General features: G+C 74.8%; 13 protein-coding genes and 1 riboswitch. Of the genes, 8 read left to right on the forward strand and 5 right to left on the reverse strand.

Annotated elements, in window-relative coordinates; genetic code table 11:
- The first annotated feature begins 63 nt into the window (after positions 1-63).
- Entirely contained in the window at positions 64-534 is a 471-nt protein-coding gene (locus D1648_RS15215) for an Lrp/AsnC family transcriptional regulator (RefSeq protein WP_122943455.1), read from the forward strand.
- On the opposite strand, the gene D1648_RS15220 is transcribed toward D1648_RS15215, so the two are convergent.
- From D1648_RS15220 to D1648_RS17970, 3 genes are read right to left on the reverse strand one after another with little or no spacing between them, the layout of a single operon-like run.
- Positions 524-3598 (reverse strand): AAA family ATPase, encoded by a 3075-nt coding sequence (locus D1648_RS15220; RefSeq protein ID WP_122943456.1) that lies wholly within the window; start codon positions 3596-3598, stop codon positions 524-526. The two genes, D1648_RS15215 and D1648_RS15220, sit on opposite strands and share 11 nt — an antisense overlap.
- Positions 3595-4758, reverse strand: coding sequence for an exonuclease SbcCD subunit D (locus D1648_RS15225; protein ID WP_122943457.1), 1164 nt, complete (start codon positions 4756-4758; stop codon positions 3595-3597). Before D1648_RS15225 ends, D1648_RS15220 begins: the two co-directional genes overlap by 4 nt.
- A 57-nt stretch (positions 4759-4815) precedes the next feature.
- A complete protein-coding gene (locus D1648_RS17970) occupies positions 4816-6420 on the reverse strand; it encodes an HNH endonuclease signature motif containing protein (protein ID WP_164518761.1) in 1605 nt (534 codons plus the stop codon).
- A gap of 376 nt (positions 6421-6796) precedes the next feature.
- A riboswitch (TPP riboswitch) is annotated at positions 6797-6889 on the forward strand.
- Between D1648_RS17970 and thiD the strand changes: the two genes are divergently transcribed.
- From thiD to D1648_RS15270, 7 genes are all read left to right on the forward strand, one after another.
- Positions 6880-7782: a bifunctional hydroxymethylpyrimidine kinase/phosphomethylpyrimidine kinase gene (gene thiD, locus D1648_RS15240; RefSeq protein ID WP_122943459.1), complete on the forward strand. Its 903-nt coding sequence runs from the start codon at positions 6880-6882 to the stop codon at positions 7780-7782. It overlaps the preceding riboswitch by 10 nt.
- A complete protein-coding gene (locus D1648_RS15245) occupies positions 7779-9185 on the forward strand; it encodes an MFS transporter (RefSeq protein ID WP_241155536.1) in 1407 nt (468 codons plus the stop codon). The genes thiD and D1648_RS15245 overlap by 4 nt, the downstream gene beginning before the upstream one ends.
- Positions 9182-9982, forward strand: coding sequence for a hydroxyethylthiazole kinase (thiM, locus tag D1648_RS15250; protein ID WP_122943460.1), 801 nt, complete (start codon positions 9182-9184; stop codon positions 9980-9982). Before D1648_RS15245 ends, thiM begins: the two co-directional genes overlap by 4 nt.
- Positions 9979-10650, forward strand: coding sequence for a thiamine phosphate synthase (locus tag D1648_RS15255; protein ID WP_122943461.1), 672 nt, complete (start codon positions 9979-9981; stop codon positions 10648-10650). Before thiM ends, D1648_RS15255 begins: the two co-directional genes overlap by 4 nt.
- Before the next feature lie 42 nt (positions 10651-10692).
- The gene (locus tag D1648_RS15260) at positions 10693-12174 is read left to right on the forward strand and encodes an NAD(P)/FAD-dependent oxidoreductase (RefSeq protein ID WP_122943462.1); all 1482 of its coding nucleotides are present in this window, start codon (positions 10693-10695) and stop codon (positions 12172-12174) included.
- Between the two features lie 131 nt (positions 12175-12305).
- Entirely contained in the window at positions 12306-13001 is a 696-nt protein-coding gene (locus D1648_RS15265; protein ID WP_122943463.1) for a hypothetical protein, read from the forward strand.
- Positions 13002-13064: 63 nt separating this feature from the next.
- Positions 13065-13817 (forward strand): bifunctional 2-polyprenyl-6-hydroxyphenol methylase/3-demethylubiquinol 3-O-methyltransferase UbiG, encoded by a 753-nt coding sequence (locus D1648_RS15270; protein ID WP_122943464.1) that lies wholly within the window; start codon positions 13065-13067, stop codon positions 13815-13817.
- 15 nt (positions 13818-13832) lie between these two features.
- Here the strand turns inward: D1648_RS15270 and D1648_RS15275 are convergent, their stop codons facing one another.
- A complete protein-coding gene (locus D1648_RS15275; RefSeq protein WP_122943465.1) occupies positions 13833-14492 on the reverse strand; it encodes an SRPBCC domain-containing protein in 660 nt (219 codons plus the stop codon).
- 1 nt (position 14493) lies between these two features.
- Positions 14494-14964, reverse strand: a complete 471-nt coding sequence (locus D1648_RS15280; protein WP_122943466.1) for a helix-turn-helix transcriptional regulator — start codon at positions 14962-14964, stop codon at positions 14494-14496.
- Positions 14965-15004 lie beyond the last annotated feature (40 nt).

A 15004-nucleotide genomic window follows, 5' to 3' on the forward strand; every position in this document is an offset into this window, starting at 1 on the left:
TCGCAGTTCAGGTGTGGCATGTGATTGCGTCCTCTCGCGCTCGAGGGAGGTAGCGTGCAACACATGCACCTGGATGAGACCGATCGCGCAATCATCGACCACCTGCGCCGGGACGGGCGCGCCTCGAACGTGTCGCTCGCGGAGGCAGTGCACCTCACGCCGGGCCCGTGCCTGCGCCGTGTGCAGCGGCTGGAGGCGGAGGGCGTGATCCAGGGCTATGCCGCACAGATCGACCCCGCCGCGCTCGGCCAGGGCTTCGAGGTGATCCTCGACGTGGAGCTCGCCGCCTACGACCGCGCCACCGTCGACGGCTTCGAGACGCGGATGGCGGGCTTCGACGAGGTGGTCGAGCTGTACCGGCTGTTCGGCTCCCCGGACTACTACGTGCGGGTGGCGGTCGCGGACCTCGAGACCTACGAGCGCTTCCTCACCGAGCAGGTGATGACGAACCCGGGGATCTCGAAGGTCTCCTCCCGCTTCGCGATGAAGGTGCTCAAGAGCCCCCGGCCGCCGCGCCGCCCGCTCAGGCGGTGACGGTCAGGGTCGAGCGGGAGTCCGCGCCGCGGCGCACGTGGATCTGCTCGGCGATCTGCGCCTTCATGTCGCCGACGTGGCTGACGATCCCGATGGTGCGGCCCGCCTCGGCGAGCCGGCCGATCTCGCGGACCACGGTCTCGAGCGTCTCGGGGTCCAGGGAGCCGAAGCCCTCGTCGATGAAGAGGGTCTCCATCCGCACTCCCCCGGCCTCGCCGGTGACGATGTCGGCGAGGCCCAGCGCGAGCGCGAGGGAGACGAAGAAGGTCTCCCCGCCGGAGAGCGTCTCGGGCACGCGCACCTGGTCGGTGCGGCGGTCCAGGACCAGCAGATCCAGTCCCGTCTTGCGGGCGCCGCGGGCGCCGGTGTCGCGCTGCAGCTCGAGGTCGGAGCCGGAGAACAGGGCGAGACGGGTGTTGGCCGCCTCGATCACGGCGTCCAGGCGCCACATGAGCACGTAGGTGGACAGCTGCACGCGGTCCCCGTCGGCCGAGCGGCCGGTGGCGAGGTCCGCGACGCGCACGACGACACCGGCGTCCTCGCTGACGGTGCGCACCTCCGCGGAGGCGGCGGCGAGGGCGGTGCGCGCGGCGCCGGCCCGCTCGGCGATCCCCCGGCGCTGCGCGGCGATCCCGGCGGCCTCCCGGGCACCGGCCTGGGCGGCGGTGAGACGCTCCTCCGCGGCGGCGAGAGCGGATGCTGCCCGGTCACGGGCCTCGTCGCTCGCGTCGGTGCCGGCGATGCCGTCCTCGGCGAGGCCGTCGGCGAGGCGGGTCTCGTCCACCGCCCGCTGCTGCACGGCGGCGAGGAGTCTGCGGCGCTCCTCGGCGGGCAGCACCGCGGCGCGGGCCGCCTCGTCGGTCGCGAGGCCGCTGGAGGCGAGGGCCCGGTCGGCCTCGGCGGTGAGCTCGGCGGCGCGCTGCTCGGCGTCGGCGCGGGTGCGCAGCGCCTCCCGCAGCGCGGTCGCGGCGCGGGCCCGGGCGGTGTGGGCGCGGCGGCGGGCCGCGATCGAGTCGTCCTCGCCACGGGCCTCGTCCAGCCTGGTGCGGTCCGCGGCGAGGGAGCGGTCGGTCTCGTCGATGCCGGTGCGTTCGCGGGCGAGCGCGAGGGCGAGCTCCTCCTTCGCGCGGGTGGCCTTCTCCGTCGCGGCGTCGAAGGTGCTCAGCTGCGTCTCGCGATCCTCGGCGCGGGCCGCGGCGTCGGTCGCGGCGGTGACGGCGGCGGTCGCGGACTCGACCTCGGCGCGGGCGGTCTCGGGCGTGTGCTCCCCAGCCTGCTCGCGCAGGCGCTCGAGCTTCTCGCGGGCGACGGCGAGCTCGCTCTCGGTGCGGGACTGCTGCTGCTCGGCGGTGCGGCGGGCGGTCTCGGCGGCCTCGACCTGCTCGGGGCCGACGGCGTCCTCGGAGGGGCCGGCCGGGTCGGGGTGCTCGAGGGAGCCGCAGACGGGGCAGGCCGCCTGCTCCTCGAGGTCGGCGGCGAGCTCGGCGGCGATCCCGGCGAAGCGACGGCGGCGCAGTGTGGCCTCCTGCTCGGCGAGCTCGCGGGCCCGGCGCAGGGCCTCCTCGGCGGCGGTGCGGGCCTGGGCGACGGCGCGCTCCTGGGCGGCCGCGGCGGTCGCGGCGCGGTGCGCGTCCTCGGCGGCGGCGAGGGCGAGCTTCGCCTCGGCGAGACCTGAGGCGGCGGTGCGGGCCTCGTCGCGTTCGGCGAGCAGGGCGGTGCGCTGTCCGGGGCGCTCGGCGAGCGCCGTGGTCGCGGACTCGAGCTCCCGTTCCCGGGCGGCGAGCGCCTCGCGACGGCCGACGAGGGCGCGCTCCCGTGAGGGCAGCGCGGCCTCGAGGTCGACGAGGTCCTCGAGCGCTCCGGCGGCACCGGTCGCCTCCTCGGCCGCGGCGGCGAGTGCCGTGGCGGGCTCCTCCTCGGTCCGGGTGAGGAGGTCGACGAGATCGGGATGGGCGGGCCGGGTCTCCTCGGCGCGGGCGGTGAGCTGCTCGACCGCGCGGGCGGCCGCCTCGGAGGCGGTGTCCCGTCGGCGCAGCAGCTCGACGACGGGGCGTGCGGTCTCGTCCCGCTCGAGGGCGGTGCGGGCCCGGTCGACCTGGGGCTTCTCGGCCTCGAGCCGGGTGGCGAGCTGGTCGAGGGCGCGGCGGCGGTCGATGCGGGTGAGCGCGGTGCGGGCGGTCTCGGCGGCGGTGCGGGCGGTCTGCTCGGCTTCCTGCGCGGCGGTGGAGGCGGCGGCGGCCTCGGCGGCGCGGTCGGTGACGGCGGCGAGCTGCGCGTCGGCCGCGGCGGCGAGCGGCTCGAGGCGCAGGGCGGCGGCGTGCTCGATGAGCGCGGCGGAGTCCTCGTCCTCGAGGGCGACGGCCTCGGTGAAGCGGGCCAGCGCCGCGGCGAGGGTCTGCTGGGCGGCGTCGACCTGGCGCCTCGCCTGCCTGCGCATCTCCTCGAGCTGCTTCTCGACGGCGGCGTAGGTCTCGGTGCCGAAGACGCGCTGGAGGACCTGCTGGCGCTCCCCGGTGCCGGCGCGGAGGAAGCGGGCGAACTCGTTCTGGGGCAGCAGGACGGTCTGGGTGAACTGCTCCCGGGTGAGGCCGACGGCGCGCCGCACCTCGCGTCCCACCTCGTCGATGCGGCTGGCGATCACCTCGCTGCCGTCACCGGACCCGGCCGCGTCCGCGATCGCCGCGGACAGCGCCTGCGGGGAGCCGATCCGCCACATGAGCGCCTTGGCCTGCTCCTTCGTGGTGCCGGTGCCGCGCAGCTTCGGGCGCTGGAACTCCGGGGAGCGGCGCACGCGGTGCAGACCGGAGGAGGTCTCGAAGACGAGGTCGACGACGCTCGGCTCGGCGGGGGCCGCGAACTGGGAGCGGATGCGGTCGGCGCTGGTGGCGCTGCCGGCGACGTGGCCGTACAGGGCGTAGACGATCGCGTCGAGGATCGTGGACTTGCCGGAGCCCGTCGGCCCCTCGAGCAGGAAGGTGCCCGAGGCGCCGAGGGCGGCGAAGTCGATCTCGACGGTGCCGGCGAAGGGACCGATCCCGGTCATGCGCAGGTGGTGGAGCTTCACGAGGCCTCCTGCTGACGGCGCACGGCGGAGTAGGCGCGCTCGAGGACGTCGTGCTCGGCCTCGGTGGGGGCGCCGCCGGTAACGTGGGCGAGGAACTCGTCCATCACCTCGAGGGGATTCTGCTCGCGCCGCACGACGGGGGTGCCCTCCCGGGCCTCGCGGCCCTCGGGCGCGTACTCGGTCAGGAGCAGGTGGGGGTAGGCCTCGCGGAGCTGCTCCTGGAGGTGGGCAGGTCGGGCGGGGTCGGTGACGACGGCCTTCAGCCAGTCCCCGGCGTGCTCGTCGCGGCGGGCGAGGATCTCCTCGAGGGTGCCGCGCAGCTCGGTGAGGCGGCGCGGGACGGGGGTGTCGATGCGGCGCACCTGCGCGGCGGTGCCGGGCGCGCCGAGCTCGACGAGGAGGACGGACTTGCGGTGGTGCCGCTCGGAGAAGGAGAACGCGAGCGGGGAGCCGGAGTACCAGGCGGGCGCACCGACGCTGCGAGTGAGGTCCTGGCAGCCGTGGAGGTGGCCGAGGGCGAGGTAGTCGATGCCGCCGAGCACGCCGGCGGGGACGGAGTCGACGCCGCCGACGGTGAGGTCGCGCTCGGAGTCGCTGGCCTCGCCGCCGCTGACGAAGGTGTGGGCGAGCACGACGGTGCGGGCACCGGGATGGTCCGCGGCCCGTTCCCGCACCCGGTCCAGGGCGGCGCGGGTGACGGCCTCGTGGCTGCGGGCGAGGGGCTCCTCCCCCGCTGCGACGAGCTCGGTGCGCGCGCGGTCGGGTTCGAGATAGGGCAGTCCGAAGAACAGCACCTCGCCGTGCTCGTCCTCGACGGTGACGGGGTGCTCGATGCCGGGCACGTCGGTGAGGAGGTGGATGCCGCCGCGCATGAGGGAGCGACCGAAGCCGAGGCGCTCCGGGGAGTCATGGTTCCCGCTGGTCAGCACCACGGTGGCGCCGGTGTCGGCGAGGCGCGCGAGGGCACGGTCCAGGAGGGTCACGCTGCTCACCGCGGGCACGGCCCGGTCGTACACGTCCCCGGGGATCACGACGACGTCGACCTGCTCGGCCTCGACGAGGTCGACGAGCCAGTCGAGGAAGACGGCCTGATGCTCGTGCAGGTCCACCTTGTGCAGGGTGCGGCCCAGGTGCCAGTCCGAGGTGTGCAGGATCTTCATGCCCCCGAGCCTACGAGCGGGGTGCGACGGTCGAGTCACGGCGCAGTGCTCCTGAAGTCAGAAGGGCGGGGGTCCCCACTCGTCCCAGCCGCCGGGCGGCGGTTCCGGGGCATCGGGCGGCGGTTCGGAGCCGTCGGCCCGAGAAGGTTCAGGCGGCGGATCGAGGCGGGGCGGTGCGGGTTCCCCTGGAGGCGCGGGCGACCCGGCAGGTCGGCCTCGGAGGAAGGAGGTCCAGGCCGCGGTGAGCACGTCGACCATGTGGAGGCTGGCGGTGTCGATGTCGTCGATGACGGTGACGGCGTCTCCGTGGGGGCCGATCATCCAGCGGGTGCGTCCCGGCTCCGTCGGCGAGGTGCGGAGGCGGACGGGGTCCAGCAGGCCGTTGGTCTTGTCGAGGTGGTGCTGCCAGCACAGCAGGTGGAGGTTCTCGATGCGGGTGGGGCCTCCGGCGTCGGGCGTGCCGCGCAGGCATTCCTCGATGTGGTCGCACTCGGAGGCCCACGAGACGGGCCGGGTGCAGCCGGGCACGGCGCACTGGCCGTTGCGCAGACGCAGGTGCTCGAGCATCGCAGGGGTGGGCCTGACGCGCTCGGCGGGCAGCGGGAGGAATGCCCCGCAGCTCGCGTCGGTGAGGATCCGGTGCCACACGGTCGAGCTGCCGGCGAGGGAGCGGGCCATGGTCGGGGGCAGCGGGGTGACGCCGTCGAGAGTGCCCGGCTCGTCCGAGGCGCCGAGCAGGGTGAGGACGGGGACGGTGACGTTGAGACGGAATCGCTCGGCGGGCACCTCGACGCCGTCCACGTCCAGCTCGGCGCCCGTGAGGAGCATGAAGCGCAGGCGGGAGAGCGGGAGCGCCCGGCCCGTCTCCTGGACCGTGCCGTCGGGGTCGTGCGGGATCGGGGTGCCGTCGCGGAGCGCGCCGCGCTGCGCCGCCTGCACGGCGCGCGCTGATTCGTCCAGCGACTTCCAGCGGTGGATGATCTCGGGAATGGGGCCGACGATCTGCAGCATCCCCATTCCCGGCCGCGTGGCGGGAACGAGCTCCACACTTCGCTCGAGCTCTGCGGGCTCATCAGGAGCGGATTCACGCTCCCGGAGATGCTCGACGAGCGCCCGGAGAAGGGTGAAGAATCGTTCCGGACTGATATCCGGGGACCACGTCGAGAGCACGAGGTCGAGCTCACGGCGGGACTCGTCCGTCAGCGGCCGCGCCGACCTCAGCATCCGCTGGAACCAGGCCGAGGGCATGGCGCCGGACTCGAGGCGCGCGAGCGCCCGAGGGAACAGGTGCACGGCCTGATAGGCGTCGCGGAGCTGCCACCCGGCGGAGCTGCGGGTGACGCGCAGCCCGAGACCGGCGCGGAGCGTGTCGACCTCGTCCATCTCGCAGGTCTCCTCGTACTCACCCTCGTGCTCGTGGAGCTCGGCCAGGGCCCTGTACTGGGCGGCGAGGCTCAGCGCCACGTTCCGCTCGGCATCCCAGACGCGCTGCGTCGCGGCGCTGAGCTCGGGATCATCCGCGCATCCGCCGCGCTCCGGCAGGGCTTCACGAGTGCGCGCCCCGCGTGAGCCGACGTTCCGGAAGCGGCGCGGCAGGGAGTCGAGGAAGGCACCACCCTCGGGCGCATCGCTCGGTGGCAGGCCGGACTGGATGGTGCTCATCGATCCTCACCCCTCCCCGTCAGCACCGGCAGCGCACGGATCATGAAGTCCGTGCTTTCCAATGCCTCCACAGTAGACATCGGAGAGATCGAAGAGAAGGGCTCGGGGGAATATGTGGACAACTTTCTCGCCGAGTGCTGCATCTGGAACGCTATGGCCGTGCGGGCGCCTTCCTCTCCTCCACATACCCCGTTTATCCACAGGAATATCCACAGCATTTCCGGGGGTGTCGTTCCTCTGTCACACCCGCGTGCGAGGGCGGTGGGCCCGCGGGGCGGCGGGTCCGCAAGGTGGCGGCCGGCCCGGGGCGGCCGCGCCGCCGGACGCCGGACGCCGGACGCCGGCCGACCCCGCCCGAGGCCTGCCCTACACTCGGCCACTGGACACGGGGTGCGCCCGAGGCGCTGAGATCACACCCGTGGAACCTGATCTAGTTCGTACTAGCGAAGGGATGTCCGCATGAGCTCGGATCCTTGCACCCCGCACACCCCGCGCACCCCGCAGACCCCTGCCCCGTCGACCCCGCGCGTCCTCTCGATCGCGGGCACCGACCCGACCGGCGGCGCCGGCACCGCCGCGGATCTCAAGTCGATCACCGCCGCCGGCGGCTACGGCATGGCGGCGGTGACCGCGGTCGTCGCCCAGAACACGCACGGCGTGCGCGACATCCACGTCCCGCCGGCCGCATTCCTCACCGCGCAGCTCGAGGCGGTCTCCGACGACGTCGTGCTCGAGGCGGTCAAGACCGGCATGCTCGCCACCGCCGAGATCATCCAGGCCGTCGAGGCGTGGGTGCGCGCGCAGCGCCCGAGGATCCTCGTCGTGGACCCGGTGATGGTCGCGACCAGCGGGGACAGGCTCCTGGAGCCGGAGGCCGAGGAGGCGATGCTCCGCTTCTGCCGGCTCGCGACCGTGGTCACCCCGAACATCGACGAGCTCGCCGTGCTCACCGGCGAGCCCCGCGCCGCCGGGGAGGCCGGCGCCCTCGCGCAGGCCTCCCGGTGGTCCGCCGCGACCGGTGTCGCCGTCGTCGTCAAGACCGGGCACCTCGAGGACCGCGAGGTCACCAACACCTGGATCTCGCCCGACGGGACCCTCCACCCGGTGCCCTCGACCCGCGTGGACACCACCAGCACCCACGGCACCGGCTGCTCCCTCGCCGCCGCGCTCGCGACCCGCCTCGGCGCCGGCGAGGACCCTGCGACGGCCCTCGCCTGGGTCACCGACTGGCTGCACGAGGCGATCACGCACGGGGCGGCGCTGCAGGTGGGCAGCGGACACGGGCCCGTCGACCACTCGCACCGGGCACGCCGCCTCGCAGCGGAGGCCGAGGCCGAGCAGCTCCCCCAGGCCGTCCGATGACCGCCCTCGACGGACTCGACCCCGGCTCCTCCGGACCCCGCGCCACCGGGCCTCGATCCACCGGGCCCCGCGCCGTCGGCACCCGCGCGCTGCCGCCTGCGGGCCGGGCAGCGCTGCGCGCCGGGGTGGTCGGCAACCTCATCGACAACATCCACGTGTTCCTGCCGGTCACGGCGCTGGCGCCGGCGATGCTGGTGATCGCGGGTCCGTCGGCGACTGCTTCGGCCGGGGCGCTGATCATCGTCGCGATGCTGCTGGGCCGGCCCGTCGGCGGCGTGGTGTTCGGGCGGATCGCGGACCGCATGGGCCGCACCCGCACCACGCGTCTCGCGATCGGCGGCACCGCGGTGTGCGCCCTCGCGATCGCGGTCGTCCCCACCCACGAGGTGCTCGGCGCCGGGACGGTCGCGCTGGTGCTCGTGCTGCGGTTCCTGGGCGGGATCTTCGTGGCCGGGGAGTACTCGGCCGCGATCCCGCTGGCGATGGAGTGGTCGACGCCGCGACGCCGCGGCCTGATGAGCGGGCTGATCCTCTCGATGGCGCCGTGGGCGCAGGCCTCGATCGCCTTCGCCGTCGTGATGCTGCTGGCCGCGCTCGGCCCCGAGCAGTACGCCGTCTGGGGGTGGCGGGCGCTCTTCGTGGCGGGCGCCGCGCTGTCGCTCGGGATGATGCTCTACTACCGCCGCCATGTGGTGGATGCGCCGTTGCACGAGAGCGGGGCGCGGGAGGCCGACAGCCCCGCCCCGTCGGCCCCGCGCCCCGGGCTGCGCAGCCTGCTGGGCGGTCGCTGGGCGTCGGCGTTCTGGACGGCGTTCGTGCTGATGACGGGACTGTGGCTGCTCACCGACTCGACCGTGCTGCTGCTGACGGCGCGGCTCGGCACCGACTCCCTCCTCTCCCCGGAGGCCGTCCCGCTGGTGATGGGTGCGGCGGCGATCGCGCAGGCTCTGGTGATGGCGCTCGCGGGGCACCTGTCCAGCCTCGTCGGCCGCCGGCGGCTGCTCGTCGTCTGGGGTGCGGTCGCCGGGCTGCTCGGTCCGGTGCTGTGGTGGGCGGCGGTGCACGCCCCGAGCCTCGCCGTCGCCGCGCTGCTCGCGGCACTGCTGCAGGTCGCGACGGTCTCGGCCTACGGTCCGATCGCGGCGTACCTCTCCGAGCGCTTCCCCGCGACGGTGCGCTCGACCGGCTACGGCTCCGCCTACAGCCTCTCCCTCGTGCTGCCGGCGCTGTACCCGTTCTACGTCCCGGCGCTCGAGCCGTGGCTCGGCCGGCACACCACGGTCATGGCGATGGTGGCGCTCGGCGGGCTGCTCGTGGTGGTCGGGGCGCTGCTCGGGCCACGGCTGTCCCCGCGGGATCTGGACGCCGAGCTCGACGAGGTCGCCGTGAGGAGCGCACGATGACCCCTCCTGCCGCCGACCCCGCACCGGATGCCGATCTCGCCCCGGTCCTGCCCGTCCTCGCGGCGGTGCGGGAGGCGGCGCCCCTGGTCCACTGCCTGACAGCGACCGTGTCGATGCAGCTCGTGGCCGACGGGCTGCTGGCCGCGGGAGCGCGCCCGATGATGACCGAGACCCTCGCCGAGGCACCCGTCGTCACGTCCCTCGCGGACGCTCTGCTGATCAACCTCGGCACGCTCAGCACCGACGCGATGGAGGGCATCCCCGCCACGGTCGAGGTCGCCCGAGCGGAGGGACGCCCGTGGGTGCTGGATCCGACGGCGATCGGGCTCGCGCCCGTGCGCACCCCGCTCGCGCGGCAGCTCCTGGAGCAGCGGCCGACGGTCGTGCGCGGCAACGCCTCCGAGGTGCTGGCACTGGTCGGCGCCGGAACAGGCGGTCGCGGCGCGGACTCGACCGCCTCCGCGGACTGTGCGGAGGAGGCCGCGGCCGAGATCGCCCGGCGCACCGACGGGGCCGTCGCCGTCTCCGGCGCGGTGGACCTGGTGCGGGATGCGCGACGCCGGGCCCGGCTCGCCCGAGGCTCCGTGCTGCTGCCGCGCGTGACCGGCACCGGCTGCCTGCTCGGGGCGCTCACCGCCGCCTGCACCGCCGCCTGGGAGGATCCCTTCGAGGCCGCGCTCGCGGCGAGCACCTGGCTCGCGCTGGCCGGGGAGCTCGCCGAGACGCGCGCGACAGGCCCCGGCAGCTTCCGCATGCACCTGCTCGACGCCCTCGACGAGATCGGACGACAGCCATGACCCACCCCGCCCTGCAGCCCGGCCACCGCGCCCTGGACCTGCGCTGCTATCTGGTCACCTCCGGCTCCGACCGGCGCACCGTCGAGGTCGCGGCGCAGGCCGCGGCCGCCGGGGCCGGCGTCGTGCAGGTGCGGGCCAAGGACGCCACGACCGCGGAGCTGCTCGAGCTGGTGCTGGCCGTCGCGAAGGCCGTGCACACGGCCCGTCCCGCCACGCGGGTGCTGGTCGACGACCGGGCCGATGTCGCCGCGGCGGCCCGTGCCCGCGGCGCGCACGTGCACGGCGTCCACCTGGGCCAGGACGACCTGCCCGTCGCCGACGCCCGCGCGCTGCTGGGCCACGACGCGGTCATCGGCCTCACCACGGGCACGCTCGACCTGGTCCGCGCCTCCGCCGAGGTCGCCTTCGACCTGGACTACCTCGGCGCCGGCCCCTTCCGCCGCACGCCCACGAAGGACTCTGGCCGCGAGCCGCTGGGCGTCGAGGGCTATCCGGCGCTGGTGCGCGCGACGATGCTGCCGATCGTCGCGATCGGTGACGTCACCCCGGCCGACGTCCCGGCGCTGTCCCGCACCGGGATCGCCGGGGTCGCGCTGGTGCGGTCGGTGATGGACGCCCCCGATCCGGCGGCCGTGGTGGGCGAGGTGCTGACAGGGATGGGCGCTTGAGCCGCTCGTGACACCGCCGCGGCTCCGGCGTAGCGTCGGGACATGAGCCCCGATACTCGGTCCTCCGATGCACCGACCTCCCTGAACGTGTTCGACGTGATCGTGCTCGGCGGCGGGCCCGTCGGCGAGAACGTCGCCCAGTACGCGACCGAGGGCACCGACCTCACCGCCGCGATCGTCGAGGGCGAGCTGCTGGGCGGCGAGTGCTCCTACTACGCATGCATGCCCTCGAAGGCGCTGCTGCGCCCCCTCGCCGTCGCGGATGCCGCCGCGCACCTGCCGGGGATCACCACGCCCGAGATCGACGCCACCGCCCTGCTCGCCCGGCGCGACGACTGGGTCTCCCACTACTCCGACACCGGCCAGGTCTCCTGGGCCGAGGGGGCGGGGCTGCACGTGGTGCGCGGGCACGGCCGGCTCGTCGGCGAGCGCGAGATCGAGGTCGCCGGGGCCGACGGGCGCGTCCCGCAGCGTCTGCGCGCCGAGCGCGCCGTCGTCCTCGCCACCGGCTCCGTGCCGGTGATCCCCGCATCGCTGCAGGACCTCGCGCCGTGGACCTCGCGCGATGCGACGGGCGTGGTGGAGGTGCCGGAGGAGCTGGTGATCATCGGCGGCGGCGTGGTCGCGGTCGAGGCGGCGACCTGGCTGGCCGCCCTCGGCTCCCGCGTCACGATGCTGGTGCGCGGGGACGCGCTGCTGCGCGGGCTCGAACCCTTCGCCGGACGCCATGTGCTCGAGTCGCTGCAGGCCCTCGGCGTCGACGTGCGTCTGGGGACCTCGGTGATCGCCGGTGCGCGCGAGGACGCCCGGGACACGGGGCTGGGCAGGATCCACGGCGGCCGGGTGCGGCTCGAGCTCGAGGCCGACAGCCGCCGCGGCGCGGCCGACGACGGGCGCAGCGCCCTCGAGGCCGACGAGGTCCTCGTCGCGACCGGGCGCCGACCCCGCCTGCACGACGTGGGCCTCGAGACCGTCGGCCTCTCCCCCGAGGACGTCACGGGCGGCGCCGCGCTGCCGCAGTGGCTGCACGCCGTCGGCGATGCGAGCGGGGAGGCGCCGCTGACGCACTGGGGCAAGTACCGCGCCCGCGTGATCGGGCAGCGGATCCTCGCCGCCGCGACCGGGGAGGCGGCGGAGCCGGTGCCCGACCAGGTGCCGGTGCCGCAGGTCGTGTTCACGGATCCGCAGGTCGCGGCCGTCGGCCTCACCGAGGCGGTCGCCCGCGAGGCCGGGCACCGGGTGGTGACCGCGCAGGTGCCCTTCGGCGGGGCGGCCGGCTCGGCGCTGCTGCGCGACGACGTCACCGGCACCGCGCAGATCGTCGTCGACCTGGAGACTCGCACCCTCGTGGGTGCGACGTTCGTCGGCCCCGAGGCCTCCGAGCTGCTGCACGCCGCGACGATCGCGATCGTCGGCGCGGTGCCGGTGCACGTGCTGCGCCATGCGGTGCCGAGCTACCCGACCGCCTCCGAGCTGTGGCTGCGGTTGCTGGAGAAGCTGCCGCGGGAGATGCGCGCCGGCTGATCCGGGCCCGGCGCCACGAGACTCCTCCCTTCGGAGGAGATGACAGATCGCACTGGCGCCCGGGAGGCCCGTCGGGTGGGATGGAGGGACTCGACCATCCGCGGCCCCGCGCCGCCTGCCCCGGGAGGACCATGTTCCAGCGACTGCGCCGACAGCGGCAGCTCGGCCGCGCGAAGCCCGGCGACGGCAGCGCGCTGAAGGACCTGCGCTGGTGGCAGACGCTCACCCGCACCCAGTTCGCCCTGGACCCCGAACCCGCCGCAGGTCGCGAGGCGTCGTACATCGTGGACGTGCGCTATCTGGCCACCGAGCTCGAGGGCGGGAAGATCGCCGAGGGCGCCCGGCACGCGCCGATCGCCTTCTACCGCGACGGCCGACAGCTCCACATCGCGAACTCGCCGGTCGCCTTCGAGGTGCCGGGAGGGACGGTCGAGGTCGCGATCGGCAGCTACGGCCTTTCCCGGATGCACCTCGTCCCCTCGGACGACGGCCCCGCGCGGACGCTGCGTCCGCACCCCCGCTCGGCCGAGGGCCTGCGCGCCCGTTTCGGCAGCCGTCACCCCGGGGCGAGCCGACTGCTCGGGGCGCTCGCGATCGTGGTGCTGCTGATCGGGGTGGTGCTGATGCTTCCACAGGCCGCGGAGCTGATCACGAGCATCCCGCCGGTCGCCGAGCGGGTCGGCACCTTCACCTCGCCGATCCAGCTGCCCGCCTGGCTGAACGTCGCGGTCACGGTCGCCGGTGTCCTGGCCGCGGTCGAGCGCGCGCTGACCCTGCGCAACCACTGGCTGATCGACGCCGAGACCACCTGGACCTCGTTCGTGTGACGGTCAGGGACGCCACCGGGTATTCGCTGGTCGGAGACCCCGCAGCGCCGTAGCGTCGGCGCCATGACAGAGAGCTCCCCCGGTTCCCGGCCCGGCCCCGATCCGCTCTTCGCCGAGCCGCGACTGGCCGCCTGCTACGACACCTTCGACGGCGAGCGCGACGACCTCACCAACTACCGGGCGATCCTCGCCGAGCACGGCGCGCGCACGGTGATCGACATCGGCTGCGGCACCGGGTCGCTCGCGCTGCTGCTCGCGGCCGACGGGATCCGCGTGACCGGGATCGATCCCGCGCTCGCCTCCCTCGAGGTGGCCCGCGCCAAGCCCCGTGCCGAGTCGGTGACCTGGCTGCACGGCACCGCCGAGGACCTCCCCGCCCTTGAGGCCGACGCGGCCGTGATGACCGGCAACGTCGCGCAGGTGTTCACGACCGACGAGGCCTGGACCGCGACGCTGCGCGGGATCCGCCGCGCGCTGCGGCGTGGCGGGGTGCTGGTGTTCGAGAGCCGTCGGCCGGAGCGACGGGCCTGGGAGGAGTGGCAGGCCGACACGGCCGAGACGGTCCACGAGGTGCCCGGGGTGGGCACGGTCCGGCAGCGTTCGACGGGGTTCGAGGTCGCTCTGCCGCTGGTGACCTTCTCCGACGAGTTCCGCTTCGAGGACGGGACCGTGCTGACGTCGACCTCGACACTGCGCTGGCGGGACGAGGCGGAGCTGCGCGCTTCGCTCGAGGCCGCCAGATTCGACGTCGAGGAGGTCCGTGACGCCCCGGACCGCCCGGGCAGGGAGTTCGTGGTGATCGCCCGGGCGGTCTGAGCAGGGCTCCGGGGATCAGGCCTCGGTGCCGGTGTAGAAGCCGTAGGTCGCGTCGGCCCGCTGCTGCGCGACGGCGGGGTCCTCGCCGGAGGCGGCGTGCGCGACGGCCCATCCGTCGGCCGCGCCGCGGTAGAAGGAGCGGCCCTCGTCGGTGCCGGCCCAGGCCTCGGCCTCGGCCGGGGAGAGGGAGCCCTCCACGCCGCCGAGGTGCAGGGACAGGCCCAGCAGGCCGCCGTCCCAGCCCACCCCGGTCGCGCCCGGGCCGAAGGTCTCCCACATCTCGGCGGGGACGTCGGCGACGCGACTGGTGTGCTCGAGCTCGAAGCTGGTGCGCTCGGCGTCGACCTCGGCCAGGCGCACGGTCAGCCACGACACGGAGCCCATGGCCTCCCAGGTCGCGGAGAACTCGGCGGCACCGGCCGACGGCGGCTCGCAGGCAGTGATCTCGCCGCCCGCATTGCCCTCGAACTGGTAGCGGCCGCCGAGGCGGAGGTCGCCGCTGACCGGCAGGAACCAGCGCGGGATGCGCTCGGCCGAGGTGACGGCCTCCCACACGTCGGCGAGGGCGGCGGGGTAGGTCTGCTCGAGGGACTGGACGTGCATCTGCTCGCCGTCGCGCTCCTCGGTGCGATAGGCGCGGGTGACGGACTGCAGCTGGGCGGGGACGTCGACCATGTCAGGTCTCCTTCTCGGTGGCGGGGGTCGTCGCGGCGGGCGGGGTGCCCGTCGCAGGGTCGGTGTGGGCGGGAGGGCTGCCCGTCGTCGCAGTGTCGGTGGGGTCGGTGGCGAGGCCGGAGCTCTCTGCCCGCTCGGCGGCGAGGCGACGCGCACGCTTGCCGCGGGCGAGCTCGGTGCCGAGAGCGTCGAGCTTCGGCAGCCAGAACCGCTCGAAGGGCGTCAGCCACTCCCTCGCCTCGCGCGGGCCACGGGGGTCGAGGGCGTAGAGGCGCCGACGGCCCTCCGGGCGGACGGTGGCGAATCCGTGCTCGCGCAGGACGCGCAGGTGCTGGGAGACGGCCGGCTGGCTGATCCCGAACTCCTGCTGCACGATCTCGCCGATCTCGCCCGCGCCGAGCTCCCCGTCGTCGGCGAGGAGCTCGAGGATCCGTCGCCGCACCGGGTCGCCGAGGACGTCGAGCGCGTGCATGGGCCCATGCTCCACCCGCCCAATCATATAAGTCAACCCT

The organism is Brachybacterium sp. EE-P12 (assembly GCF_003711805.1).
Classification (GTDB): Bacteria; Actinomycetota; Actinomycetes; order Actinomycetales; family Dermabacteraceae; genus Brachybacterium.